The sequence below is a fragment of the Parafannyhessea sp. LCP19S3_B1 genome, assembly GCF_052121955.1.
GTDB lineage: Bacteria > Actinomycetota > Coriobacteriia > Coriobacteriales > Atopobiaceae > Parafannyhessea.
In genome coordinates this window covers 21408-44087 of the sequence record NZ_JBQKDH010000008.1, presented here as the reverse complement: position 1 = coordinate 44087, position 22680 = coordinate 21408, and the positions used below count along the sequence as shown (strand labels likewise).

The following is a 22680-nucleotide window of genomic DNA, read 5'->3' as shown; positions in this document are numbered from 1 at the left end:
CACCCATTCGTCAGCTAGTCGGAAAGAGGCATCATGCAGGAATTCGATTACGATCTTCAGAGCATCCAGGCCGCGCGTGACCTTGCGCGCAAGGGCCAGGTTGCCGCGAACCAGATCGCCAACTACAGCGTCGAGCAGATCGACCGCATCCTCCGCTCCATGGTCGAGGTTGCCGAGAAGAACGCGAAGCAGCTTGCCGAGATGGCCGTCGAGGAGACGACCTTCGGCAACGTCCACGACAAGATCTACAAGAACCATATGGCCTCCGGCCTGCTGTACGAGCAGATCAAGGACGCGAAGACCATCGGCGTCATCGACGTGGACGAGAAGAAGCAGGTCATCACGATCGCGGAGCCCGTCGGCCTTGTGATGGGCATCGTCCCCTCCACCAACCCCACCTCGACGGTGCTCTACAAGTCGATGATCGCGCTCAAGTCGCGCAACGCCATCGTCTTCTCTCCGCACCCGAAGGCCGCCAAGTGCACGAACCTCGCCATCAAGCTCATGAACGACGCCGCCGTCGCCGCGGGCGCCCCCGAGAACATCATCCAGGGCGTGAGCCTGGCGACGATCGCCGCGACGAACGAGCTCATGCACGCGCCCGAGGTCAAGATGATCATCGCGACCGGCGGCCCCGGCATGGTGAAGGCCGCCTACAGCTCCGGCAAGCCCGCGCTGGGCGTCGGCGCCGGCAACTCGCCCTCGTACATCGAGCGCACCGCGAACGTGCACGACGCGGTTCGCCAGATCATGGCGTCCAAGACGTTCGACAACGGTACCATCTGCGCCTCCGAGCAGAGCGTCATCTGCGAGACCTGCAACCACGACGAGGTCGTCGCGGAGTTCAAGAGCCAGGGCGGCTACTTCATGTCGGAGGAGGAGTGCGGGAAGGTCTGCAAGATCCTGTTCCGCAACGGCCACTCCATGAGCCCGAACTTCGTGGGCCACGCCGCCCTCGACATCGCCAAGGCCGCCGGCATCTGCGTCCCCGCCGACACGAAGGTGCTCATCGGTGAGCAGCATGGCGTCGGTCCCGAGTGGCCGCTCTCCTACGAGAAGCTCACGACGGTCCTGGGCTTCTACACCGTTGCCGACTGGCACGAGGCGTGCGACCTTTCCATCGCGCTGCTCCAGAACGGCATCGGCCACACGATGAACATCCACACCGAGGACAAGGAGATCGTCCGCAAGTTCTCCGTCAAGCCGGCCTCGCGCATCCTCATCAACACCGGCGGAACCCAGGGCGGCACCGGCCTCTCCACGGGTCTGGACGTCGCGCTGACCCTTGGCTGCGGCACCTGGGGCGGAAGCTCCGTCTCCGAGAACGTTGGCCCGCAGCACCTCATCAACGTGAAGCGCGTCGCCAACGGCATCGTCGAGCCGGACATGGTTGCCGCCGCCGACGAGACGTTCGCGAAGTGGCACCCGGAGCTCGCCGCCGAGTACGGCTGCACGTCGCACGCGACGACCGGTTGCACCGCGACGTCCTGCGACGAGGGCGCCAAGAGCGACCTGGGCATCGACATGCCCGTGGGCCACGGCGTGAGCGGCATCAGCTACTCCGTGGGCTGCAACAGCTGCGGCGGCCACGCGGAGCCGGAGCCGCAGGAGCACAAGGGCGACACCATCGACGCGGCCGAGCTCACGAAGATGGTGAACGAGCTCGTCGCAGCCTTCCGCGGCGAGTAGCGCCCGCGGAACGGCATGTCCGCACTTCTCTTAACTAGTCAAGGAGCTTAGTCATGAACGAGGCATTGGGAATGGTCGAGACCATCGGCTGCGTGGGCGCAGTCGAGGCCAGCGATGCCATGGTGAAGGCCGCCGAGGTCACCCTGGTGGGCAAGGTCAACGTGGGTGGCGGCATCGTCACCACCTTCGTGCGCGGCGATGTGGCGGCCGTGAAGGCCGCGACCGACGCCGGTGCGGCCGCCGCAGAGCGCGTGGGCGAGCTTCGCTCCGTCCACGTGATCCCGCGCCCGCATGCGGACGTCGAGAAGATCGTCCCCCACCAGACGGCTTAGGGCGTTGGAGCTCGGGACGTTCTATAGCGAGCTCGACCGCCTGTACGGCGAGCCGGGGGCCGACGTCGAGGGCTTCCTGAGGGAGGCCCTCCGGCGCGCCCGGCTCGTTCGCGACGAGCGCGCCGTCGCCTCTGTCGCGAACGAGCTGGGCAGCGTGCTGAGGCTGCGCGGGGAGCTGCGCGAGTCCGAGGGGCTGTACGACGAGGTGCTGCGCGCGCTCGAGGCCACGGGCGCCGACGAGCGGGACGTGGCGCGGGCGCTCGTGAACCTGGGCGACGTGTACGTGGCGCAGGGGAGGAACGCCGCCGCCATCGAGGCGTTCGACCGTGCGGAGCGGATGCTCGGCGACGGTGACGAGAACCGCCTTGAGCTGAGCGCGATCTGCAACAACCGGAGCAGCGCCTATCGAGGCCTCGGGCGCTTCTCGGACGCGAGGGCAGACCTGCGACGCGCGGGCAGGCTGCTGGACGGGGTGCCCGGAACCGAGGGAAAGCGTGCGACGAACGCGATCAACCTCGCGCAGGTGCTGACCGACGAGGGGAGGATCGAGGAGGCGGCGGAGGTCATCGCCAAGGCACTCGTCACGTACGAGACGCTGGGCGGCGGCCGTGACGTCCATCGCCCCCACGCCCTCGCGACCGCGGCGCGCATAGCGTACCTGCGCGGGGACTACGCGGCGGCCGAGGCGCACTACCTCAAAGCCGCTGAGGTGCTGCGCGAGAAGCTGGGCGACTCGCCGAACGCGGACGCGCTCGAGCGGCGGGCAGGGGACATGCGCGCGCTGAGGTAGGGACGCGAGATCGGCGCGACGGCGCGTAGAGGACGCGGCGCGTAGAGGCGGAGACGACACGAAGGAGAGGTGGGACATGAGGGGCTTGGAGCTGGCCGAGAGGTACTTCGGGACGTTCGCCCCCGTGCTCGTGTCCGGGCTTCCGTACTCCGTGGAGTCGCGCCTCGCGTTCGGCCTCGTCGGGCCGGGCTCGGAGTGCCTGGGCTTCGACGACGAGCTCTCGCGCGACCACGACTTTGGGCCCGGGTTCTGCGTGTGGGTCCCGGCGGACCTGTGGGATTCGTACGGCGGCGAGCTCGCGCGCAGGTACGCGGCTCTCCCTCGCGAGTTTTTGGGCGAGAGGCGCGAGGAGAGCGAGCTTGCGGGCCAGCGCGTGGGCGTGTTCCGCACGGAGTCGTTCTACCGCACGTACACGGGGCTCGAGCGTGCCCCGCAGGGCGTGGCGGAGTGGCTGCGGATTCCCGAGCAGCTGCTTGCCATCGTGTGCGGCGGCGAGGTCTTCCGGGACCCAAGCGGCCAGTTCACGCGCGTTCGCAACGCGTACCGGGGCTTCTATCCCGAGCCCGTCGTGCGCAAGAAGCTGGCCGCGAACATGGCGGTCATGGCGCAGTCCGGCCAGTACAATCTGGGACGCTGCCTTGCGCGGCACGACCTCGTGGCCGCGGACGTCACGCGCGGCGAGTTTCTGTGCGCCGCCATGGCGTCGCTGCACCTGCTCGCCCGCACGTACATGCCGTTCTACAAGTGGTCGTTCAGGTCGTTGCGCGAGCGCGCGCACGTGCCGGCGCCCATCTGTGACGTGGTGGGCAGGGTCGCGGCGGCCCCCGTCGCCAAGGTTTCTTCTGAAGACGTGGAGCTGCTGTGCTCCGTGGTGCTGCGCGGCGCACTTGCGCTAGGCTGGGCAACTTGCGGCTCGGACTTCCTTCTGGACGCGGCGACGTCCATGTGGAGGGGCATACCCAACGAGTATCTCCGCGGGCGTCCGTTGAACGAGGGGGCGTTTTCCCATGGCATGTAGCAGGTGCGGTTGCGCCGCGTGCGCCGGAGGCGGCGACGCGAGGAGGCCGTCGTACGGCCGCAGGCTCGAGCGTCGCGGCGACGTGCGGAGGTTCTTCTCGCTTCCCGCCGTGCGGGGCGTTGCCGCGGAGCGGGGCGTGAGGGGAGACCTGCTCGAGGAGCTCGAGCGCGTCGTCGCGTTGGAGTGGGAGCAGTTCGACGCCGTCCTCGGCATGAACGGCCGGGCGGGCTGCCAGGACGACCTCAGGCGCTTCTCGGCGTATCGCTGCGCCCAATACCTCGCGTTTCCGCACGGGCTCATACCGCGGGTGCTCGCCGAGCTCGAGCAGGCCGAGCTCGGCGGCAGGAACCTTGTGGAGGAGAAGTACGCGCGCATGATGGCCGCTACCGACCCCGCCGAGTTCGACAGGACGTGGGCGAACGCCCTGCCCCTGACGTCGCCGGTGAAGAGGGGAGCCCTCGCCCAGCTGCGCGAGCTGCTTGCACCCGCGCTTGCGCAGGCGGCGCGCGACCTTCCCCAGGCGCACCGCCACGCGCGCCCGGACGTGTCTTCGGCCGGCACGGTCTCGGCGCTGGACTACTTCCTGGCGGAGCTCGAGGGCTACTCGCTCTCGACGATCTTCTACCTTCGCGACGCGCTTGCGCGTCCGGGCGGGGGCGGCAACCCCATCGAGATGAGCTACGTGCTGGCCGCGAGGCTTCTTGAGGCAACGGAGGTTGGTGCATGAACGCAAACGAGCGCGCACGCAGGTGCGGACTGTATCAGATAGGCGAGGTCAGCAAGATCGGGGGCATATCGCAGCGCACGCTGCGGCACTACGACGAGCTTGGGCTCATGCGGCCCGACCTGGTGGGCGACAATGGGTACCGATACTACAGCCTGCAGACGATGCTGAAGATCCCCGTGATCAACTACCTCAAGATGATGGGGCTCTCTCTGGAGGAGATCGCATCCATGATGCAGCACTCCAGTCTCGGGCAGGCGCGCAAGTTCCTGTCCAAGCACCTTGCGGAGTGCGACGAGCAGGCGCGGCTCCTGGCCGAGAAGCGCGAGGCCATCGTGGAGTGGAGCGAGCTCGTGGACGAGGCCAACATGGTGCTGCGCGCGAAGCCCAAGAACGTGAACGTGAAGTACCTGCCGCGGCAGGAGCTGCTTGGCCTGAAGACCAGGTTCTCGGGCAGCTTCGCGGAGTCCATCGTGAGCCTGGAGTTCGCCTCGTACGTGCAGGACGTCGAGAACGCGATCGCCGGCCCCGTGATCCTGCGCTTCCCCTCGGTGGACGACGCCGTCGGCGCGGCGTCGGATGGCGCCGAGTGCGACGTGTGGCTGCTGCAGAAGCCCATCAGGCCGATCGACTCCAAGATCGCGTTCGTGCGCCCGGAGGGCATGTACCTCTCCACGTACCACGTGGGGCCGTTCGAGAAGCTGGACGAGGCGTATCGTCGCCTGACCGACTTCGCGCGCGAAAACGGCTACAAGGTCGCCGGCCCGGCGATAGAGCGCTTCGTGTCGGACTACTGGACCACGTACAACTCGGACCTCTTCGTGGTTGAGGTCCTCCTGCTAACGGAAACGGAGTAAGAAGATGAACGAGTTCTCTCTCAAGGCAAAGCTGTTCTTCGGCCCGCAGGCGGTGGAGCACCTCTCTTCCCTTTCGTGCACCAACGTCCTGGTCGTGACGGACGGCTTCCTGCAGGAGTCCGGCATGGTCAGCAAGATGACCCAGTACCTGCCGTCCGGCGCGCACGTGAGCGTGTACTCCAACGTGCGCCCCGACCCCAGCCAGGAGCTGGTGGACGCCGGCGTCGACATGATCTTGGGCGCGAGGCCGGACGTGGTCATCGCGTTCGGCGGTGGCTCCTGCATCGACGCGACGAAGGCCATCCTGTACTTCGCGGAGCAGAAGGGCCTCGCCCACCCGTACTTCCTGGCGATCCCGACGACGGCCGGCACCGGCTCCGAGGTCACGAACTTCGCGGTCATCACCCGCGGCGATACGAAGGTCGCCCTCATCGACGACGCGCTCGCGCCGGACGGGGCGCTCCTGGACGCGAGCTTCACGCGCTCCGTCCCGCCCAAGATCACGGCCGACACCGGCATGGACGTCCTGACGCACGCGCTCGAGGCCTACGTGAGCAACAAGGCGACCACCTTCACGGACGCGCTCGCCGTCAAGGCGCTGCGCGTCGTGTTCGAGGACCTTCCCGTCGTCTTCCACGACGGCGACGCCATGCGCGCCCGCGGCCGGATGGCCGAGGCCTCCTGCGTGGCGGGCATCGCGTTCACCAACGCCGGGCTCGGCATCAACCACAGCCTGGCGCACGCGCTTGGCGGCCGCTTCCACGTGGCGCACGGCCGGCTGAACGCCATCCTGCTGCCGTACGTGATGCGCTTCCACATGTCTGACGCCAAGTACCGCGAGCCGTACGAGCGCTGCGCCCGCGAGCTTGGCATGGCGGACGCGGAGGACCTGCTGCGCCACGTCACGGACCTGCGCGCCGAGCTGGGGGTCGAGGACCGTCTGGCAGACCTCGGCAGCATCGACGCCACCGCGTTCGAGGAGCACGTCGGCGACATGGCCGAGGCCGCGCTCGGCGACCGCTGCACCCCGACGAACCCCCGCCCCGTCTCGAGGCAGGACCTCGTCAACCTCTATCGCGACGCCTACAACGGCTAGCTAGAGATACCGCCCCTGGCCTCTCTTCCCTGGGCTCGCATGGGGCGGCGGCGACGGCGGCCGTCCTTCTCGCCCGTGGGCACCTGCCCCGGCGCGGGAGGGTGGCCGCCCGCCGATTCCCTGCTTGACACTCACGGTGCGTGAGCGCCTACAAAGAGGTTTGGCAGGCATTCGCAAAATGGGCCCGCGCGATGCCGGCGACCGGCGGGCGTCAGCGCGCAGGCAACCGCAAGATACGTGCCAAGGTGCGGTGGAGAAGGGCTGCCGCCGCACGAGGCTGTGGGAGTGGACATGGAACAGGACCAGATTCGCGTTGTTCAGGAGACCGTCTCGGGCAAGGAGATCACCCTCGCCCACGTCATCGGCGGACCGGAGCCCATCATCTACACGAAGCTGGGGCTGAACCCTTCCGTGGACTACGGCTCCAGCGCCCTTGGCATCATGAACATCACGCCGCCGGAGTCCGCGGTCATCGCGTCCGACATCGCCATCAAGAGTGCGGACGTCTACCTGGGGTTCGCGGACCGCTTTACCGGCACCATGATCATCAGCGGCGAGATCGCGGACGTCACGACGGCCATCACGGAGGTCGTCCGCTTCTTCCACGACACGCTGGGGTACGTGACCTGCAGGGTCACGAAGCGCTAGGCGCGCCATGGCAAGGCAGAGGGTCACGAGGCAGCAGTTCTTCGACGAGGTGTTCCACGGCAACCCACCGCGTGGGGAGAACGGCGAGATTCGCATAACGCGCGTGCGCGTTCCCGGACGCGAGGTGGACCTCGCGCACGTGATGGGGACGTCCGCGCGCCGCACGTGCGAGACGCTTGGTTTGGACATCGGCACGCACGAGGGCGAAGACCACACTGGCGAGGCATTGGGCTTCATGCGCTTCACGCCGTGGGAGGCCGTCGTGGTGGCGGCGGACATCGCCGTGAAGCACGGGTCGGTCGAGCTGGGATTCATGGACCGGTTCAACGGATCGCTCATACTGTGCGGGCAGATAGCAGAGATCGAGAGCGCGGAGCAAGAGATTCTGGATTACTTCGACCACGAGCTCGACTTTCATGTGTGCAAGATGACTCGCAGGTAGGTGGGTATGAAGCGACTGTTTCTGATGGGCAGGAGCGAGGCGGGCAAGACCTCGCTCACGCAGGCCCTGCGCGGCGAGAAGCTGCACTATCACAAGACGCAATACACCTACGCCGACGGTGACACCATCGACACGCCGGGCGAGTACTCCGAGTCGAAGCAGGTGGGCGTCGGGCTCGCGTGCTTCTCGTTCGAGTCGGACGTCGTGGCGATCCTCATCGCGGCGAACGAGCCGTTCACGGTGTTCGCGCCCAACTGCAACGCGTTTCTGAACCGCCCGCTCATTGGCATCATCACCAAGATCAACGAGCCGAACGCGAACGTCCCCATGGTGCGCCAGTGGTTGGAGGAGTGCCGCTGCGAGCGCATCTTCCTGGTGGACAACGCGACGGGGGAGGGCATCCCGGAGCTGCGGGCCTACCTCGAAGAGGACATCCCCTCGATCTCGCTCGAGGAGGCGAAGGCCCGCCAGCGCCGTGGCCTTACGGACTGGGAGAGCGCCTCGCGCCCGACCTTCGTTACGGGCGCCTGAGGACCACGTATGCGTTGAGGTCTCCGGAGCGCCCGTCCGAGGCGAACCTCGCCACGGGACGAGCGACTCCGCCCAGGTCGGAAAGCAGCTCGTCCACCTCCGCATCGTCGAAGCTGTGGCAGTAGCGCCACGCTCCGGGCGCGCCCTGCCATCCAAGCAGGTAGTCGCTCGTGCCTAGGTCCCCTTTGGACATGTCCAGCGCTGCCAGGGCCTCGTGGGTCGTCGCATTCGCCTTCGTGGCAAGCCGCTCGTCCGACATGAACCTCCAGAACGATACGCAGCACATACCGCCCGGACGCGTCGCCGCAAGCATCGCGCGAAGCAGGGCGAGACGCGCCGCGTGCGTCGGGACGTGGTGGAGAAACCCAAAGGCAACCGACAGGTCCGCCTTCGCGGGCCCCGCCGCCGTGCCGCCCCACGCCTGCGCAATGGCAGTGCCCAACTCGTCTTGCAAGTCTCCTGCCAGAAGGGCGTCCACGATGTCCAGGCGCCGTAGGCTCACGTCCCACGTACTCGGAAGCGATGCACCCGCGGCGAGCTCTGGGCAGTCGTCCGTTCCCAGGTAGGAGACGCCCTCGAGGCCGGCGTCCGCAAGGAACCGCGCGAAGCGCAGGTTTCCGCACGCAAGGTCAAGCACGTGACACGTCATTTCGCACGGGGCCGAATGCAAGTCCGTGGCGGCGCCCTCCCTACGCCCGAACTCTTCCAGGCAGCGCTGCCAGCCAGGCCAACCCGACCGCCTCGTCTGCGAGAACGATGCGGCGTTCTCGCGATAGAACCGCGCGTTCAGCGCGTTCATGCGTCGTGCCACGTCGATTCCCATGTCGCGGTGCGCGCCGTCCTCTTGCAGCTGCATGGAGCCTCTCCAGTCGTGCCGCCGTCCTTCTCGCCCATAGCGGCGTTTTTCCTTTGCCCCCCCCCGCACGGACATGTGTCGCGGGTACGCACGCTAAAGGTTACCGCAAGGCTTGTGCCTGCGTCGCCGCGCGATGGTCACAGCATGGGCGTCTCGTCGCAACGGACGCGTCACGTCCTCGCAATGTGCGCGGGCCATCATCTGTGTGCCTTACACCATCGGCGTTAGGGGGATACATGAGTGCCGCAGACACTGGGTTCATGCTCATTTGCGCTGCTCTGGTGCTGTTTATGACACCTGGGCTCGCGTTCTTCTATGGGGGCCTTGGCAGGCGCAAGAACGTGGTCAACAACATCCTCGCGTCCGTGTGCACCATTGGGCTTGAGACCGTGCTGTGGGTCGTCGTGGGCTTCTCGCTCGCGTTCGGGCAGGACCATGGAGGCATCATCGGCGGTCTCGAGTACGTGATGATGAACGGCGTCGGTGCCGCGAAAGCGGGACCGTATGCACCCAGCATCCCGTTTCTTGCATATGCCCTGTTCCAGATGATGTTCGCCATCATCACCCCGGCGCTCGTCACGGGTGCCGTCGCCGGGCGCATGCGCTTCAAGTCGCTCGTACTGTTCGTGCTGTTCTGGACGTTCGTGGTGTACTATCCCGTCGCCCACATGGTATGGGGCCAGGGCGGTGCGCTCGCGGCGATCGGCTCTGTCGACTTTGCGGGAGGCAACGTGGTCCACATTAGCTCCGGCGTATCCGGCCTGGTGCTCTGCATTGTCCTGGGTAGGCGCATCGGGTATAAGAACGTGAACTACAGAGTCCATAACGTGCCACTGGTGGCAATCGGAGCGACCATGCTCCTGCTTGGTTGGTTCGGCTTCAATGCCGGCAGCGCGCTCGCGGCAAACGGGCTCGCGGTGCACGCATTCGCCACGACGGCCCTCTCGTGCGCCGCCGCGGAGCTCTCGTGGATGATGATGGATGTCATTCTCTCCAAGAAGCCCACCCTCGTGGGGGCCTGCACAGGGCTCGTAATCGGGCTGGTTGCCATCACGCCCGGCTGCGGCTTCGTCGCGCTGTGGGCGGCGATTCCCATCGGGTTCGTGGGCAGCGTCATCTGCTATCTCACATGCTCGCGCATGAAGCTGCGCTTCGGCTACGACGATGCGCTCGACGCGTTTGGCTGTCACGGCATCGGCGGCATCTGGGGAGGCGTCGCGACCGGCCTCTTCGCGAGCAAGGCGGTCAATCCGGCGCTGCGCTGGGACGGCTTGCTGTACGGAAGCGCAAGCCTCTTCGGCGCGCAGCTGCTCTCCATCGTCGTCACCATTGCCTGGGCCGTCGCCGGTACGTTCGTCTGCGTCGCCATCGTGCGTGCATGCTGCGGCGGACGCCTGCGCGTGAGCGAGCACGAGGAGCGCGTCGGCCTCGACGTGTCGGAGCACGGCGAGCGCGCCTACCCCTCGTTCGCGGGTCTTGACGACTAGTGCGACCGGGTGCAGATTGGGCGTAACCCAAGGGAGGACACAACATGATCAAGGTTGAGGCGATAGTGAGGGAAGAGCGACTCGAGGACGTGAAAGAGGCCCTGCGAGAGATCGACGTGCGCGGAATCACTGTCAGCCAGGTCATGGGCTGTGGTACGCAGCTTGGCTACACGCATGTTGTCCGTGGCAGCAAGGTCTCGATGAACATGTTGCCCAAGGTGAAGTTCGAGATAGTGGTCTCCAACGAGGACTGGGCACAGCGAGCGACGAACGCCATCGTGAAGGCGGCGCGGACGGGCGAGCCCGGAGACGGCAAGGTGTTCTGGTTCCCCGTGGCCCGTGCCGTCAGGATACGCACGGGCGAGAGGGACATGGAGGCCATCACCCCCGCACCTTCGCAGACGGAGGAGGAGCTGTAACCAGAGCCATCAGTAAAGCCGACGGCTTGTGCAGCGAATTCCATTCGATAGGCGTGGCGCAAAAGGGAAGGGGGCCGCGGCACATGTGCCACGGCCCCCTTCGAACATCAGGCGTGCTTTGCCTCTCGGGCGATCCTAGCCGAAGTAGCGCTTCAGCAGACCGGCGAAGGCCTTGCCGTGGCGAGCCTCGTCACGTGCCATCTCATGGACGGTGTCGTGGATGGCATCGAGGTTTGCGGCCTTGGCGCGCTTGGCAAGGTCGAACTTGCCGGCGGTGGCGCCGTTCTCGGCCTCGACGCGCATCTCGAGGTTCTTCTTGGTGGAGTCGGTCACGACCTCGCCGAGCAGCTCGGCGAAGCGAGAGGCGTGGTCGGCCTCCTCGAAGGCTGCCTGACGGTAGTACATGCCTACCTCGGGATAGCCCTCGCGCATGGCGACGCGGCTCATTGCGAGGTACATGCCGACCTCGGAGCACTCGCCGTTGAAGTTGGCGCGCAGGTCCTCGATGATGTCCTCAGAGACGCCCTCGGCCTTGCCGACGCCCACGACGTGCTCGGCGGCCCAGGTCAGCTCTCCCTCCTGCTTGGTGAAGCGCTCACCGGGGCAACCGCACTGGGGGCACTTGTAGTCGGCGGGCAGCTCGTCGCCGTCGAACTCCTCAACGTAACCGCAAACGGGGCAAACAAACTTCATGTTGGTTCCTCTCCCTAGGTCTGACGTTTTGTCTGTTGCGTTCTTAACAACAACGATTATCATTATGGACAGACGAGGGGTCGTGTCAACGGCAAATCGAAAGTTTTTTGGGAGTCGGTGATGGAAGAGAGAAGAACGCGATCGAGCGCCCCCGTGCGGCGCAACACGAGGCAGCGCCAGATGGTTCTGGAGGAGGTTCGCTCTCGTTGCGACCATCCCACCGCAGAGCAGATATACCAAAGCGTCCACGAACGTGACCCACGCGTGAGCCAGGCGACTGTCTACCGCAATCTTCATCTGCTTGCAGAGGAGGGGGAGATTCTCTCCATCAAGGCCCCGGGCGTCGAGCACTTCGACCTGCGAAGGGACGTTCATCCCCATATGGTTTGCATCCGGTGCGGCTCGGTGGTGGACGTGCCGCTTCCGTTGGGTGACACAGGCCTCGATGGGCGAGCGGCAGATGCGACCGGCTGGAAGGTCCTAGACCATGCGGTATTATTCCGCGGCATCTGCCCCGCGTGCCTGAAGCGAGAACGTGACAACAAAATGGCCTCGTGAGCGCGCCCGCATGCGTTCGCGCTGCCATGGGTATCATGTGACGGTAAACCTCGACGGAAGGAAACCGCCATGCAAGCCAGGTTCGTGCATCGCTGCACCCACGTAATCGACAAGCAAAGGACCATCGAGTTCTACGAGAAGGCGCTCGGCTTTCACGTGGTAAGGGAGAGCGGTCCTGCGGATGGCTCGTGGACGAACACGTTCATGGAAAGCGACGCGTGCCCGTTCCAGCTTGAGCTCACGTGGAACCGCGGCCGCACCGAACCCTACGACAACGGTGGACGGGACCAGCACATCGCGTTCGTCGTGGATGATTTCGATGCCTATCACGAGCTGCACAGGCAGATGGGGTGCATCGATTACGAGAACGTGGCGATGGGACTCTACTTCATCTGCGACCCGGAGGGCCAGCGCATCGAGATTCTGCCGGAGAAGCGCTAGCATCGCCAGCCCGCCGCCATGTCGCCACCGCGTTGTGGACGTGCGTGGTGACATGGTGCTGTGGGCATATAATTGCGACCTATGGAAGAACTGCTGACCGACATACTGGACGAGCTTCGACGCCTGCCTGACAAACCAGGTGAGGGCGCGCTCGGACCGCTCGAGCTTGACCGGATAGTCCGCAGGCACAATCGCGGCATCAGCAACAACTCGAAGCATCTATCGAAGCGCTACATTCTGCTCTTCTACCTACGCGTGAAGCAGGAGGACCCCGCCCGCTGGAAGGGGTGGGCCGTGGACCCTGGGTTGGAGCGGCGCCTACTGCGCACGCTTCGCATGAAGCCGCGTCGCACGGCGTCTGGCGTGGCTACGATTACGGTGCTCACTCGTCCGCAGCCGTGTTCCAGCAACTGCGTGTATTGTCCCAACGACCTGCGCATGCCGAAGAGCTACCTCTCCAACGAACCCGCCTGCCAGCGTGCCGAGCAAAACTTCTTTGATCCATACCTGCAGGTTATGACGCGCCTTACGGCCCTGTACCAGATGGGACACTCCGTGGACAAGGTCGAGCTCATCGTGCTTGGGGGCACGTGGAGCGACTATCCGCGTAGCTACCAGCTCTGGTTCATTCGCGAGCTCTTTCGTGCCCTCAACGACTGGCCCGTCCCCGAGGATGTTCTTGCCCTGCGGCAGTCCCATTACCGCAACCTCGGCATCAGCAACGACCCGCAAGAGATTGCGCGATTCGTGGCGCCAGAGCAGCGTCTTGTCAACGCGGGGCTCGAGTCCTACAACCAGGGGTTTGCGAGGCTGTATGGTGAGGTTCCTACGGACGAAGACCCTTGGGGCGAGAAGAGCGAGCGCTTCCGGCAGGCACAGAGCATTATGCAAGCGACCGAAGAGGAGCTCGCGGCAGAGCAGGCGAGAAACGAGACGGCCGCGCATCGCGTCGTTGGACTGGTCATCGAGACGCGCCCCGATACCATCACGCCAGAGAGCCTCACGCTTTTCAGGCGCCTTGGCTGCACCAAGATACAGATTGGAATCCAGTCCACGCGTCAGGAGATCCTGGACGCAAACCATCGCGCAACAACCATCGCCCAGGTGAAGAGGGCCTTCTCTCTCATAAGGCTCTTTGGGTTCAAGATTCATGCGCACCTCATGGTCAACCTTCTGGGCTCTACGCCGCGGGAGGACAAGGCCGACTTCAAGACGTTCGTGTGCGACCCGGGCTTCCTGCCGGATGAGGTCAAGCTCTATCCATGCGCCCTCGTGGCGGGCACGCGGTTGGTTCCGCGTTACCATTCGGGGGAGTGGCGCCCCTACACGGAGGAGGAGCTCCTGGACGTCCTCGTTGCCGACACGCTTGCGACGCCTCCTTACATGCGTATAAGCAGGATGATTCGCGACATCGGCGCGGATGACATCCTTGTGGGCAACAAGAAGACGAACCTTCGCCAGATGGTGGAGGGACGCATACGTGAGCTCGGCGCTGCGGGACGAGTACGCGACATCCGCTTCAGGGAGATAGCGCGTTCCGAGGTGGACCTGGGGACGCTTGCGATTGACGACGTCTGCTACCAGACAACCGTCACGTGCGAGCACTTCCTCCAATGGGTAACACCGGACGGCCGCATAGCGGGGTTCCTCAGGCTGTCGCTTCCGAAGTGGGATGCTCTGCAGAGCGGTGTGACGGACGTGCGCGCAAGCGAGCTTCCCACGCACCCGGGGGATGCCATGATCCGTGAGGTGCATGTGTACGGACAGGCTGCCCACCTGGGGAAGGCGGACTCCTCCTCCCAGCACCAGGGGCTTGGTCGCGGACTCGTGCGCCGTGCGTGCGAAATCGCTCGCGAGGAGGGCTACACGCGCATACACGTGATCAGCTCCGTGGGAACTCGCGAGTACTATCGCAAGCTGGGCTTCGTGGACGCAGGACTGTACCAGAGCATGAAGCTTTAGCAGACAGAGCACTACGATCACCCCTTCTGCCCGTCATGCCGTGAGGTGCTACATAGGCGGGTGCGCCGAATTGCGGATGGTCTGGCAAGTGTGGACACTCTAGCACAAAAACAGAACAGGTGTTCGTAAAAGGTAAGAATAAAGCCAAGCTAAGGCTTGCGGGCGAGAAGGACGCGTCCATCTCGCCCGCGGGATGTTTCTGGTAGCACGATTGTCGTGCGACACGAATCTCTTGGTTGCGTGCGCGACATCGCTGCGCTGCGCGTGGCACTGGCGTGACGCCGATGCGGCGGCTAGTCTGCCACGAGGACGTGCTCGACGTAACCCACGTACATGGTGTGGTAGTTGCCGGCGTCCGCGCCGGAGTAGTTGCGGGGCTCGACCTCGGGGTCGCAGATGCCCTCTGGCGCGAGCGGGCCGACGTACGCCTTGCGGCACACCAGGATCACGCGCGCCTGGTCGATCACCGGCGTGCCATCTACCAGCGACTGCGTGAGGTCCGTCTTCGCGAGCTTGTCACCGTCGCGTCCAGACACCTTGCCCAGGACGCCCAGCGCGGGGCGCTCCGTTCCGTCGAACAGGTTGACGGAGAACGTGTCGCTGCCATCCAGGAACTGCTTGGTGTAGCGGCTCTGGCGCACGTACGCGGTCGCGACGGGCTTGTTCCACAGGGTGCCGAGGCCGCCCCAGCTGATGGTCATGCAGTTGGACGCCGCATCGTCGCCGGCCGCCAGAAGTGCCCAGCCCCGGTCGAACGTGTCAAAGGGCCTGAGCGTGAGCTCATGCGCGTCTACCTCGTGAAATGCCATGTTCTCCTCCTTGTGCCTGAGCCCGCGCGGGGGCGGTTTCATCTGGCAACACTGTACCCGCTTTTTGGCCGGCGCGGCGGGGGTTTGACGTGCGGCATACAATGGGCAGGTGCCGCGGGGCCGCCGTGGCAAAGCGGGGGAGGCCAACATGACGTTTGACGAGGTAAGGCGCGACATCCTAAGGTTTCGCGACGAGCGCGACTGGGCGCAGTTCCACAATCCCAAGGACCTGGCGATATCCGTCTCGCTCGAGGCGGCAGAGCTTCTGGAGTGCTTCCAGTGGTCTGGGGCGGACCTTGAGTGCGCCGAGCGCGCGCCGCGCATGGAGGAGGAGCTTGCCGACGTGCTGATCTATTGCATAATGCTGGCCGACCGCCTGGGCGTGGACCCCGTGGAGGCCATGCGGCACAAGCTGGAGCAGAACGCACGGAAGTATCCCGTTGAGAAGGCTCGCGGCAGGTCGAGCAAGTATACGGAGCTGTAGGCCTGTCGGCGCCGCGAGCGAGACTTCGAGCAGGAGCCGCGAACGGTTGGATATTGCCTGTGAGCGGTTGGTGCCGGAATTAATGTCCACTGGCCTTCATACCATGTTCCCGTGGCGCACGCTGCATTTGGCGGCGCGGCGTGCGATGACAACGGCATAGGGGGCGGTAGATGTTTACCACTGGTGACTCCGAAGAGGCCTGCGCGCGCCGCAAGCAGGAGATGCTGGCATTTCTGCGGGCGGTGGACGTTCCGCTGGATACGAGCTACCTCAAGCGCGGGAGCTGGGAGTGGTTTGACGACCTGGGACAAGTGGTGGCGCTCTGCATGACGAAGGAGCCGTACGCGCGCGGGGTGGTGCGCAGCGAGGAGGACTGGCGCGCCCTGCTCGACCTTACGGTGAGCATCGTAACGAGCGTGATGAAGACCGCGGCCGACGAAGAGGTCTCGTTTCTAGAGATGGTCATGCTGGCGGTCTTTGCGGCCTCGTGCAAGGCGTATGACAGCCTTTACCAGGGCAAGGTTCCGCCCGAGCTTGCCCGGCGCATGGCGGAGGCGAACCGTTGCATGTACGAGACCGGCAAGGAACTCCGGAAGTTTTCGCAGGAGCTCGAGGACTTCGAGGGCTTTGGGCCCGAGGGTGCAGGTGGCGGCGATGCGGGAGACGGCGCGGATGCGGCCGAGAAGAACGCGGGGCCTGATCGATAGGTGATGCTTCGGCCCGATGGGGCCATGGTGGGCGAGCGGCATGTTTTGGACCGCAAGTGGCGACGATGTGGGGATTAATGTCCACTGAAGCCGATAGAGTGCATGGCAGAAGGACGGACGTGAACGTCGTCACCACGTTGGAAAGGGGATGCCATGTACAAGCGGAGCAGGGAATACATAAGCTGCAACATCGCCGGCCAGTCGCACTGGGACATTGCGGAAGTCTTTGGCGAGTTGAAGCCGGGCAGCAAGCTGAAGTTGAAGGCGGAGTCGGACAACCCCTATGACCCCAACGCGGTTGCCGTGTACTACAAGGGCGTGAAGATCGGCTTTGTGCCCAGGGCGCAGAACGAAACGATCAGCCTGCTTCTGGCCTATGGACACAAGGATGTTTTCAAGGCGTACGTGCTTGCCGTCGACCCGTCGAGGGACCTTGAGCACCGCGTTACCATGCGTATCAACGTGAGGGACGCACGCTAGGAAGCAGTTCTTCTCACAAAATCGCACGTGAGACATGTAGGTGGGGTGCAGGGTGCGTGGCGGAGCGTTGTCGTGGGGGTGCAGATTGTGTGCGCGGCCTTCGCCAGGGCGCCGAAATGCTTCCCGTCATACCGAATTTACTTGACGAATGGCGCCCCTGCTGAGGTGCTGATTTCTTGCCACGAACACATTTCTGAGCGGATTTTGAAGGTAAGGATGTTGTTTCCGCAGATAAATGCGGAGTTAGGAGGGGGATTCTGGCGCGTTCCTCCGGACTCTTCTGGGTAAGGTGTAGTTGTCCCTTACGACGAGTTTGGAAGGAAGGTGTAAGTGTGTTGAGGATCAAGGATATGAGCAAGCAGCAGAGGCGCGTGTTTGACGCCTGCAGCAACGGTTGGTTCGTCAGCGGCGTTTACACCGCCATGTTCGACGGCCACAAGCGTGACTTCGCCGTGGATAGTCTGGGCATGCTCTATGGTGGCGTCGAGAACTGGTTTGGCGAGCATGCTGCCGACCACGGCGACTCTCACCTGTTGGTGAAGTGCGTCAAGGCGCTTTAGTACCTGCGGGTACTCCGCAGCGTTCTGGCGTGGCCACGAGGCGGAAGGCGTGATCTTCTCGCCTGCAAAACTTTGAAATAGAAATTCTGACAACCAAGATCGGCCGTCCTGCGGGGCGGTCGTTCTTATGTCGCGCGAAATGGGTACCAGAACAGGAAGGGCACGACTGCCCGGACCGGTTTGCTTACGACGAAGGGGGTCGTCTTGTCCAAGGTGGATGGGGTTGGCATCGCGTTCTGCGGTGGCGGTTTCAGGTCCTTTGCCGAGGTTGCGGCGATTGAGGATATGCAGAGAAGCGACGTGAGGTACGGTGCCGTGGCGGGAACGTCGATGGGATCATTGGTGGCGGCGCTTGCAGCATCGGGCGTGAGCACCGACCGCATGGCGGAGCTGCTTGTTGCGATGGACAAGCGCACCGTTGAGGAGGGCGTGCTCAGGAACATGCCCCTGAAGGTGCTGAACGTGATATCGAACAAGGGCATGGTGGACAGCGCCATCCTTGAGGACTATGCGCGGGAGGTTCTGGAGGGTGCGGGGATCAGGACGTTTGCCGACTTCGTGATGCCCGTTGCCATTACGGCCGTCGACATTGTGAGTGGTGAGCTCTTTGTGTTTACGAACGACGAGGAGCTCTTTGCGGCGGATGGTGGTAACTGGAACACGGTGTGCGACCTGTCGCTGGACGTTGCGAAGTGCTGCGCGTGCTCGGGCTCGTATCCGCTAGTGATCACGCCGACTAAGTACCTTGGCCGGACGTTCATGGACGGTGGTTGCCGCATGAACCTGCCAACGCCCCTGTTCGACAGGAGCATGGTGGACGCCGTGGTAGGCGTGGGCCTTATCAGGAAGCCGCGACTGGTGGAGGACATCACTCCGCTGAACATTGCCATGCGAACGATGGGCTGCGGGGCGAACCAGCTGGACCGCATTCATGCGAACGCGGCGGACCTTTACATTAACCTGCCCGTGAGCGGCGACGACGCATTCCAGGCGGGCACGGGTGCCCAGGTGATAGACGAGGCTCGCCAGATGCTGCGCGACAATCCACCCGACTGGAACGCCGTGCGCCCGAGCATGCTGGAATCCATCCGCAAACGTGCGGTGGACGCGTTCTACAACATGGTCAAGACGGTGCCGAAGAGCGTGAAGATGTCCTGAGCCACGTGTGGCGAGCGCCCATAACATGTGTGGGTCGTATGAAGATGACTGACAGAATAGCGCCCGGAGGAAGCGGGCGGTGCGCGTGCTGCGAAGGCAAATGGAAGAGAGCTGTCGCACGTTAAGCGCGCGGAACTTCTTTAGGAGCTGCGGCAGGGGAAGAAATGCGCGCCCTATTTCTGAAAGAATATACAGGTAGCTGAAATACACTCAAATATGAGATGGAAACAGGGATGTATATGCACGCACCTGGATGAAACAACATGACTTGGGAAGAGAAATCAAGACAAGTGCAAGATAGGCGAGAACATCGTAACATTCGATTTTTAACCGAAATACGGGAAGGAAACACAAGGTAGTTATTTTGATGTGCCTGCTTCCAGAGGGGCAATCGAGTCGTGATACGAAAGTGACAATAATAAAATTTCAAACCTATTAATCGGCTAGACTTTGCATCTCCGGCGGTCATAATTGTCCGTATGCGACGCTGGGAAACGCCCTGCGCGCGAAGCAGCCTGACGAGCGCGACCCAAATAAGGACGGAGAGACGCGATGGCAGAAGACAAGTTTGTACTTCCCCCGTTGGACACGAAGTATCACTGCACGAACCCGGACCGCGAGATGACGCTGGGGCAGATGCTTGACGGTGTAGATCCCGACATGTGGCCGACGAACGAGGAGATGCTCGAGACGCTCCTGTTCTGCATGGACGCTGAGTAGCCTTGTCGGCGGAATCGACGCGCGCGTACCTGGCTCGCTATGGTCTGGACGAGAAGATCATCACGTACGACGTGCTGACGGCGACCGTGGGGCAGGCGGCGGAGGCATCTGGCCTGGAGCCCGGGCAAATTGGCAAGACGATGGCCTTCGACGTGGACGGCGATGCGGTGCTTGTGGTGTGCGCCGGCGACGCGAAGGTGTGGAACTCCGCGTTCAAAAGGCAGTTTCACACGAAGCCGACCTTCATAAAGCCGGAACAGCTCGAGGAGCGCGTGGGACATCCCATGGGCGGCGTATGCCCGTTTGACGTAAAGCCTGAGGTCAAGTGCTACTTAGACGTATCGCTCAAGCGCTACGACTTTGTGCGACCCGCCGCCGGCAGCGAGAACACAGGCGTCGATACCACGATGGAAGAGCTTGAGCAGGCAAGTCACTCCCTGGGATGGGTGGACGTGTGCAAGGGCTGGCGTGAGGAGTAGGCCCTAACGCCGCGGTGGCGTGACGCTTTGGTGCCACGGTGGACCCACGACGAGAAACGAAGGTGTTTCTCGGCGGAAAAAGGCGGAAATAGTGGCGCCGTAATGTTTGCTGCAACGTTAACAGGAGGAAGACGGATGTCCCTTGCAGCCAACAACATCGTGAGTGCAGGCACCCAGGTGCTCGCTGGCACATGGTGGTGGACAAGGACTGATGGACTTCCGGACTAGCGACGGCCGCCTAACTATACGCATCAAAAGCCCTCGGACTAGCTCCGGGGGTCTTTTTGTATGCCGAGGCGGCATGACACCGCGCGTGCCGCAAGAGACGGGTCACCATTAGACGGACGTGTTCGCTGCGGCGGAGCAGTTCGCGAAGCTCGATACCATCCTGTCCGCGCCGGAGAGCTCGCACGCCATCCTGCAGGCAATCCGCGAGGCAGAGCGCTGCCGCGAGACCGGCGAGGCAAAGACCATCCTGTTTGGCCTCACGGGAACCGGCTACTTCGACATGGTGGCTTACGACAAGTACAACAAGGGCGAGCTCGAGGACCACATCCCCACGGACGAGGAGCTTCAAGTGGGCTTCGATACCATCCCGCACATTCCCGGCCTGCAGTAGGACGCGGCAGTCGGACGGTTACGGCGGCGTAGGGCAAAGAGGCGAGAAGGACGCACGGCCATGGCCACACGTCCTTCTCGCCTGCGTCGCACTAATCGTGACTTGCGCCTTGCTGGGTGGTGCGGATGCTCACCTGCGTGCCGGTGCTACGAGAGCGAGGACACGATCTGCGAGAGTGCGTCGTTCGCTTTCTGGCGGGCGGACTCGATGTCCGAGGACGACACGTTCTGGAAGTCGATGTTGGGCAGGTTGTCGGAGTCGATGGTGATGCCGTCGACGGAGAGGCTGCCAAGCAGGTCGTTCGCGGCGTCCTGGGCGTCCTTCACCTTGGACTTGTCCACCTTTACGTCGTCCGGGACGACGGTCTTGTCCAGCACCTTGCCGTCCTTGCCGACCAGCGTGACGGCGCACTTGACGTCCTTGCCTGTGACCTGCTGGTAGGCGCAGACGGGCAGACCGACGGCGATGGCGTCGTACATGTCCGCCATCTTGAGCTTGTCCGTGCCGAGCGTGATCGTGACCTTCGAGAAGTCCTTGCTGTGCTCCACCTTTGTGACGTTGGGGAAGGCATCGGAGTTTGCCATGGCGTCGAGCGCTGCCTTCACGCTCTTGCGCAGCTTGGACGAGAAGGACTTGTACTGCTCCTTGGTCATGGTGACCGTCCAGCTGCCGTTCTTGTTCTTGACGGCCTTCGTGCCGATGGTCTTCTCGAGCAGCTTCTTGATCTGCTTCGTGGACTTGCCCGCGTACTCGCTTCCCTGGAAGTAGTAGCTGGGGATGGTGACCTTCATGGTGTCGGAGGATTCGTCCTTCTGGCTCTTCTTTGCGGAGCTGACCTCCGTGGCGTCGACCGCCTTGCCGTTGACCGTGCCGCAGGCGACAAGGCCGAGCCCCATGGTGAGCGCGCATGCGACCGCAAGGCCCTTGCGCGCGATGCTGTGAGTGCGCTTGAGCATGTCATCCTCCCGATGTGCCTATGACGTGCTGATGCCGAATGCCCACATTCTACCCATTTGGGGCGGGTTGTGGCCGATGTGCCCACGATGGTGACAAACGTCACGGGTGGCTGAACGAAACGTGAACGGCCCGCCGCGTGTTGTCGCGACGGGCCGTGGAAGGCTTTGCGCATGGGGAAGTTGCGTATGGGGACGTTGTGCGCGCCGGTTAGATGCGATGCTCCATCCAGGCGATGTAGTCCACGATGACCTCGTCGCGGCACCACTCGTTTACGACCTCGTGGTAGCAGTTGCCGTAGATCTTCATCTGCTTGTCCGTGCTCGCGACGGCGGCAAACAGGTCGTAGGTGTCCTCGTAGGAGATGAGGCCGTCCTTCTCGCCGTGCGTGAGCAGCACGGGATACGCGAACTTGCGCTTGTTGTCCGCAAACCACGCAAGGCCGTCCTTCAGGGCATATACCAGGCCAATCGCGAACGTCTTGCGGTTGAGGGGATCCCTTGCGTACCAGTCGCGAACCTCGTCGACGCTGCAGACGCCGCTGCCGAGCTCGTTGGGGAGCTGCGTGTGCGGGTCGACGCCCGTGGGCGTGCTGGCAAACATGCCCGCCTTGTCCTCCGTGAGGCCGCCGTTACAGATGATGCCGCGGAGGTTCTTGTTGGGATACTTCACTCCGTAGAGCGCGACGCAGTAGCCACCCATGCTGTGGCCGAAGAGGAACACGGGACGATCGGGGTTCTCGGCGATGGCGCGGTCGACCACGACGTTGGTGTCGTCCAGAATCTCATCCCAGCGGGAGTAGTATGCGCATTCGCCCTCGCTCTTGCCGTGGCCGCGGTGGTCGAAGCGATACGTGCCGATGCCGGCCTCGTGCAGCTTCTGGGCCATGTAGTCGTAGCGGCCCTGGTGCTCGCACAGGCCGTGCACTATGACGCATACGGCCCTGTCGTCTGCGGTGACCTCTGGGTTGTAGAAGAGCCGCGTGCCGTCGAACGAGGTGATGAACTGGTCGTCTGTCATGGGTGGCCTCCTTGTGGTCGCGTGCGTGGCTCGCGGGCGGAAGCGTCGTGCGCGCTGGGCGTCGGTGGCGCACACGGCGACGCCGCCCGCGAGACCGTTGCATGTTTGATTGTAGGCCGGTCGTGTGGGGTGTCGTGGCCTTCTGGG

The 22680-nt window shown here is 63.9% G+C and carries 28 protein-coding genes; 23 read left to right on the top strand and 5 right to left on the bottom strand.

The window, feature by feature from the left end:
- Nucleotides 1-33: 33 nt before the first annotated feature.
- The 10 genes from ACTQWE_RS05535 (at nucleotide 34) to ACTQWE_RS05490 (ending at nucleotide 8127) form a co-directional block, all read left to right on the top strand.
- A complete protein-coding gene (locus tag ACTQWE_RS05535) occupies nucleotides 34-1689 on the top strand; it encodes an acetaldehyde dehydrogenase (acetylating) (protein WP_441856394.1) in 1656 nt (551 codons plus the stop codon).
- 53 nt (nucleotides 1690-1742) lie between these two features.
- Nucleotides 1743-2021, top strand: a complete 279-nt coding sequence (locus ACTQWE_RS05530) for a BMC domain-containing protein (RefSeq protein WP_373576193.1) — start codon at nucleotides 1743-1745, stop codon at nucleotides 2019-2021.
- 4 nt (nucleotides 2022-2025) lie between these two features.
- Nucleotides 2026-2811: a tetratricopeptide repeat protein gene (locus ACTQWE_RS05525; protein WP_441856392.1), complete on the top strand. Its 786-nt coding sequence runs from the start codon at nucleotides 2026-2028 to the stop codon at nucleotides 2809-2811.
- Between the two features lie 76 nt (nucleotides 2812-2887).
- Nucleotides 2888-3829: a DUF4037 domain-containing protein gene (locus ACTQWE_RS05520; RefSeq protein ID WP_441856391.1), complete on the top strand. Its 942-nt coding sequence runs from the start codon at nucleotides 2888-2890 to the stop codon at nucleotides 3827-3829.
- Nucleotides 3819-4556, top strand: coding sequence for a DUF4125 family protein (locus ACTQWE_RS05515; protein WP_441856389.1), 738 nt, complete (start codon nucleotides 3819-3821; stop codon nucleotides 4554-4556). The genes ACTQWE_RS05520 and ACTQWE_RS05515 overlap by 11 nt, the downstream gene beginning before the upstream one ends.
- Nucleotides 4553-5410 carry a MerR family transcriptional regulator gene (locus tag ACTQWE_RS05510; protein ID WP_441856387.1) on the top strand — a complete coding sequence of 286 codons (858 nt, stop codon included), beginning with the start codon at nucleotides 4553-4555 and terminating at the stop codon, nucleotides 5408-5410. Before ACTQWE_RS05515 ends, ACTQWE_RS05510 begins: the two co-directional genes overlap by 4 nt.
- A gap of 4 nt (nucleotides 5411-5414) precedes the next feature.
- Entirely contained in the window at nucleotides 5415-6506 is a 1092-nt protein-coding gene (locus tag ACTQWE_RS05505) for a 1-propanol dehydrogenase PduQ (protein WP_441856385.1), read from the top strand.
- A 291-nt stretch (nucleotides 6507-6797) separates the two neighbouring features.
- Nucleotides 6798-7154 (top strand): BMC domain-containing protein, encoded by a 357-nt coding sequence (locus tag ACTQWE_RS05500; RefSeq protein WP_441856383.1) that lies wholly within the window; start codon nucleotides 6798-6800, stop codon nucleotides 7152-7154.
- A gap of 7 nt (nucleotides 7155-7161) precedes the next feature.
- Nucleotides 7162-7596 carry a BMC domain-containing protein gene (locus tag ACTQWE_RS05495; protein WP_154539322.1) on the top strand — a complete coding sequence of 145 codons (435 nt, stop codon included), beginning with the start codon at nucleotides 7162-7164 and terminating at the stop codon, nucleotides 7594-7596.
- A gap of 6 nt (nucleotides 7597-7602) precedes the next feature.
- Complete coding sequence (locus tag ACTQWE_RS05490; protein WP_441921401.1) at nucleotides 7603-8127, top strand: EutP/PduV family microcompartment system protein; 525 nt, start codon at nucleotides 7603-7605, stop codon at nucleotides 8125-8127.
- Here ACTQWE_RS05490 and ACTQWE_RS05485 read toward each other — a convergent pair.
- A complete protein-coding gene (locus ACTQWE_RS05485; RefSeq protein WP_441921399.1) occupies nucleotides 8114-8983 on the bottom strand; it encodes a class I SAM-dependent methyltransferase in 870 nt (289 codons plus the stop codon). The genes ACTQWE_RS05490 and ACTQWE_RS05485 overlap by 14 nt on opposite strands.
- A 236-nt stretch (nucleotides 8984-9219) precedes the next feature.
- Between ACTQWE_RS05485 and ACTQWE_RS05480 the strand changes: the two genes are divergently transcribed.
- Nucleotides 9220-10470 (top strand): ammonium transporter, encoded by a 1251-nt coding sequence (locus tag ACTQWE_RS05480; protein WP_441921397.1) that lies wholly within the window; start codon nucleotides 9220-9222, stop codon nucleotides 10468-10470.
- A gap of 44 nt (nucleotides 10471-10514) precedes the next feature.
- Nucleotides 10515-10889 carry a P-II family nitrogen regulator gene (locus tag ACTQWE_RS05475; protein WP_441921395.1) on the top strand — a complete coding sequence of 125 codons (375 nt, stop codon included), beginning with the start codon at nucleotides 10515-10517 and terminating at the stop codon, nucleotides 10887-10889.
- 135 nt (nucleotides 10890-11024) lie between these two features.
- Here the strand turns inward: ACTQWE_RS05475 and ACTQWE_RS05470 are convergent, their stop codons facing one another.
- Nucleotides 11025-11582 carry a ferritin family protein gene (locus ACTQWE_RS05470; protein WP_441921393.1) on the bottom strand — a complete coding sequence of 186 codons (558 nt, stop codon included), beginning with the start codon at nucleotides 11580-11582 and terminating at the stop codon, nucleotides 11025-11027.
- Nucleotides 11583-11702: 120 nt separating this feature from the next.
- Between ACTQWE_RS05470 and ACTQWE_RS05465 the strand changes: the two genes are divergently transcribed.
- The 3 genes from ACTQWE_RS05465 to ACTQWE_RS05455 all read left to right on the top strand — a co-directional run bounded on the left by ACTQWE_RS05465 (nucleotide 11703) and on the right by ACTQWE_RS05455 (nucleotide 14543).
- On the top strand, nucleotides 11703-12140 hold the full coding sequence (locus ACTQWE_RS05465; RefSeq protein WP_441921391.1) for a Fur family transcriptional regulator: 438 nt from the start codon (nucleotides 11703-11705) through the stop codon (nucleotides 12138-12140).
- A gap of 69 nt (nucleotides 12141-12209) precedes the next feature.
- Entirely contained in the window at nucleotides 12210-12581 is a 372-nt protein-coding gene (locus ACTQWE_RS05460; RefSeq protein ID WP_090844710.1) for a VOC family protein, read from the top strand.
- Nucleotides 12582-12662: 81 nt separating this feature from the next.
- Nucleotides 12663-14543, top strand: coding sequence for an elongator complex protein 3 (locus ACTQWE_RS05455; protein WP_441921389.1), 1881 nt, complete (start codon nucleotides 12663-12665; stop codon nucleotides 14541-14543).
- A 293-nt stretch (nucleotides 14544-14836) separates the two neighbouring features.
- Here the strand turns inward: ACTQWE_RS05455 and ACTQWE_RS05450 are convergent, their stop codons facing one another.
- Nucleotides 14837-15352 (bottom strand): flavin reductase, encoded by a 516-nt coding sequence (locus ACTQWE_RS05450; RefSeq protein ID WP_441921387.1) that lies wholly within the window; start codon nucleotides 15350-15352, stop codon nucleotides 14837-14839.
- Nucleotides 15353-15500: 148 nt separating this feature from the next.
- Here ACTQWE_RS05450 and ACTQWE_RS05445 point away from each other — a divergent pair, with 148 nt between their 5' ends.
- The 8 genes from ACTQWE_RS05445 to ACTQWE_RS05410 all read left to right on the top strand — a co-directional run bounded on the left by ACTQWE_RS05445 (nucleotide 15501) and on the right by ACTQWE_RS05410 (nucleotide 20559).
- Nucleotides 15501-15836, top strand: a complete 336-nt coding sequence (locus ACTQWE_RS05445) for a nucleotide pyrophosphohydrolase (RefSeq protein ID WP_441850849.1) — start codon at nucleotides 15501-15503, stop codon at nucleotides 15834-15836.
- A gap of 170 nt (nucleotides 15837-16006) precedes the next feature.
- Nucleotides 16007-16543, top strand: coding sequence for a hypothetical protein (locus ACTQWE_RS05440; RefSeq protein WP_441921385.1), 537 nt, complete (start codon nucleotides 16007-16009; stop codon nucleotides 16541-16543).
- 153 nt (nucleotides 16544-16696) lie between these two features.
- Nucleotides 16697-17023 carry an HIRAN domain-containing protein gene (locus ACTQWE_RS05435; RefSeq protein ID WP_090861227.1) on the top strand — a complete coding sequence of 109 codons (327 nt, stop codon included), beginning with the start codon at nucleotides 16697-16699 and terminating at the stop codon, nucleotides 17021-17023.
- 350 nt (nucleotides 17024-17373) lie between these two features.
- Complete coding sequence (locus ACTQWE_RS05430; RefSeq protein WP_441921383.1) at nucleotides 17374-17583, top strand: hypothetical protein; 210 nt, start codon at nucleotides 17374-17376, stop codon at nucleotides 17581-17583.
- Nucleotides 17584-17796: 213 nt separating this feature from the next.
- Nucleotides 17797-18741 (top strand): patatin-like phospholipase family protein, encoded by a 945-nt coding sequence (locus ACTQWE_RS05425; protein WP_245719353.1) that lies wholly within the window; start codon nucleotides 17797-17799, stop codon nucleotides 18739-18741.
- A 552-nt stretch (nucleotides 18742-19293) separates the two neighbouring features.
- Nucleotides 19294-19461 (top strand): hypothetical protein, encoded by a 168-nt coding sequence (locus ACTQWE_RS05420; RefSeq protein ID WP_157692087.1) that lies wholly within the window; start codon nucleotides 19294-19296, stop codon nucleotides 19459-19461.
- A 2-nt stretch (nucleotides 19462-19463) separates the two neighbouring features.
- On the top strand, nucleotides 19464-19940 hold the full coding sequence (locus tag ACTQWE_RS05415) for a YbaK/EbsC family protein (RefSeq protein WP_441921381.1): 477 nt from the start codon (nucleotides 19464-19466) through the stop codon (nucleotides 19938-19940).
- A gap of 346 nt (nucleotides 19941-20286) precedes the next feature.
- The gene (locus ACTQWE_RS05410) at nucleotides 20287-20559 is read left to right on the top strand and encodes a hypothetical protein (protein WP_441921379.1); all 273 of its coding nucleotides are present in this window, start codon (nucleotides 20287-20289) and stop codon (nucleotides 20557-20559) included.
- Between the two features lie 146 nt (nucleotides 20560-20705).
- Here ACTQWE_RS05410 and ACTQWE_RS05405 read toward each other — a convergent pair whose 3' ends face one another.
- Both ACTQWE_RS05405 and ACTQWE_RS05400 read right to left on the bottom strand, forming a co-directional pair.
- The gene (locus ACTQWE_RS05405) at nucleotides 20706-21515 is read right to left on the bottom strand and encodes a hypothetical protein (RefSeq protein ID WP_441921377.1); all 810 of its coding nucleotides are present in this window, start codon (nucleotides 21513-21515) and stop codon (nucleotides 20706-20708) included.
- Between the two features lie 208 nt (nucleotides 21516-21723).
- Complete coding sequence (locus ACTQWE_RS05400) at nucleotides 21724-22533, bottom strand: alpha/beta hydrolase (protein WP_441921375.1); 810 nt, start codon at nucleotides 22531-22533, stop codon at nucleotides 21724-21726.
- Nucleotides 22534-22680 lie beyond the last annotated feature (147 nt).

Coding starts and splice junctions, on each gene's coding strand:
- ACTQWE_RS05535 (WP_441856394.1), top strand. CDS start 34: ATGCAGGAATTCGATTACGATCTTCAGAGCATCCAGGCCGCGCGTGAC.
- ACTQWE_RS05530 (WP_373576193.1), top strand. CDS start 1,743: ATGAACGAGGCATTGGGAATGGTCGAGACCATCGGCTGCGTGGGCGCA.
- ACTQWE_RS05520 (WP_441856391.1), top strand. CDS start 2,888: ATGAGGGGCTTGGAGCTGGCCGAGAGGTACTTCGGGACGTTCGCCCCC.
- ACTQWE_RS05515 (WP_441856389.1), top strand. CDS start 3,819: ATGGCATGTAGCAGGTGCGGTTGCGCCGCGTGCGCCGGAGGCGGCGAC.
- ACTQWE_RS05510 (WP_441856387.1), top strand. CDS start 4,553: ATGAACGCAAACGAGCGCGCACGCAGGTGCGGACTGTATCAGATAGGC.
- ACTQWE_RS05505 (WP_441856385.1), top strand. CDS start 5,415: ATGAACGAGTTCTCTCTCAAGGCAAAGCTGTTCTTCGGCCCGCAGGCG.
- ACTQWE_RS05500 (WP_441856383.1), top strand. CDS start 6,798: ATGGAACAGGACCAGATTCGCGTTGTTCAGGAGACCGTCTCGGGCAAG.
- ACTQWE_RS05495 (WP_154539322.1), top strand. CDS start 7,162: ATGGCAAGGCAGAGGGTCACGAGGCAGCAGTTCTTCGACGAGGTGTTC.
- ACTQWE_RS05490 (WP_441921401.1), top strand. CDS start 7,603: ATGAAGCGACTGTTTCTGATGGGCAGGAGCGAGGCGGGCAAGACCTCG.
- ACTQWE_RS05485 (WP_441921399.1), bottom strand. CDS start 8,983: ATGCAGCTGCAAGAGGACGGCGCGCACCGCGACATGGGAATCGACGTG.
- ACTQWE_RS05480 (WP_441921397.1), top strand. CDS start 9,220: ATGAGTGCCGCAGACACTGGGTTCATGCTCATTTGCGCTGCTCTGGTG.
- ACTQWE_RS05475 (WP_441921395.1), top strand. CDS start 10,515: ATGATCAAGGTTGAGGCGATAGTGAGGGAAGAGCGACTCGAGGACGTG.
- ACTQWE_RS05470 (WP_441921393.1), bottom strand. CDS start 11,582: ATGAAGTTTGTTTGCCCCGTTTGCGGTTACGTTGAGGAGTTCGACGGC.
- ACTQWE_RS05465 (WP_441921391.1), top strand. CDS start 11,703: ATGGAAGAGAGAAGAACGCGATCGAGCGCCCCCGTGCGGCGCAACACG.
- ACTQWE_RS05460 (WP_090844710.1), top strand. CDS start 12,210: ATGCAAGCCAGGTTCGTGCATCGCTGCACCCACGTAATCGACAAGCAA.
- ACTQWE_RS05455 (WP_441921389.1), top strand. CDS start 12,663: ATGGAAGAACTGCTGACCGACATACTGGACGAGCTTCGACGCCTGCCT.
- ACTQWE_RS05450 (WP_441921387.1), bottom strand. CDS start 15,352: ATGGCATTTCACGAGGTAGACGCGCATGAGCTCACGCTCAGGCCCTTT.
- ACTQWE_RS05445 (WP_441850849.1), top strand. CDS start 15,501: ATGACGTTTGACGAGGTAAGGCGCGACATCCTAAGGTTTCGCGACGAG.
- ACTQWE_RS05440 (WP_441921385.1), top strand. CDS start 16,007: ATGTTTACCACTGGTGACTCCGAAGAGGCCTGCGCGCGCCGCAAGCAG.
- ACTQWE_RS05435 (WP_090861227.1), top strand. CDS start 16,697: ATGTACAAGCGGAGCAGGGAATACATAAGCTGCAACATCGCCGGCCAG.
- ACTQWE_RS05430 (WP_441921383.1), top strand. CDS start 17,374: ATGAGCAAGCAGCAGAGGCGCGTGTTTGACGCCTGCAGCAACGGTTGG.
- ACTQWE_RS05420 (WP_157692087.1), top strand. CDS start 19,294: ATGGCAGAAGACAAGTTTGTACTTCCCCCGTTGGACACGAAGTATCAC.
- ACTQWE_RS05405 (WP_441921377.1), bottom strand. CDS start 21,515: ATGCTCAAGCGCACTCACAGCATCGCGCGCAAGGGCCTTGCGGTCGCA.
- ACTQWE_RS05400 (WP_441921375.1), bottom strand. CDS start 22,533: ATGACAGACGACCAGTTCATCACCTCGTTCGACGGCACGCGGCTCTTC.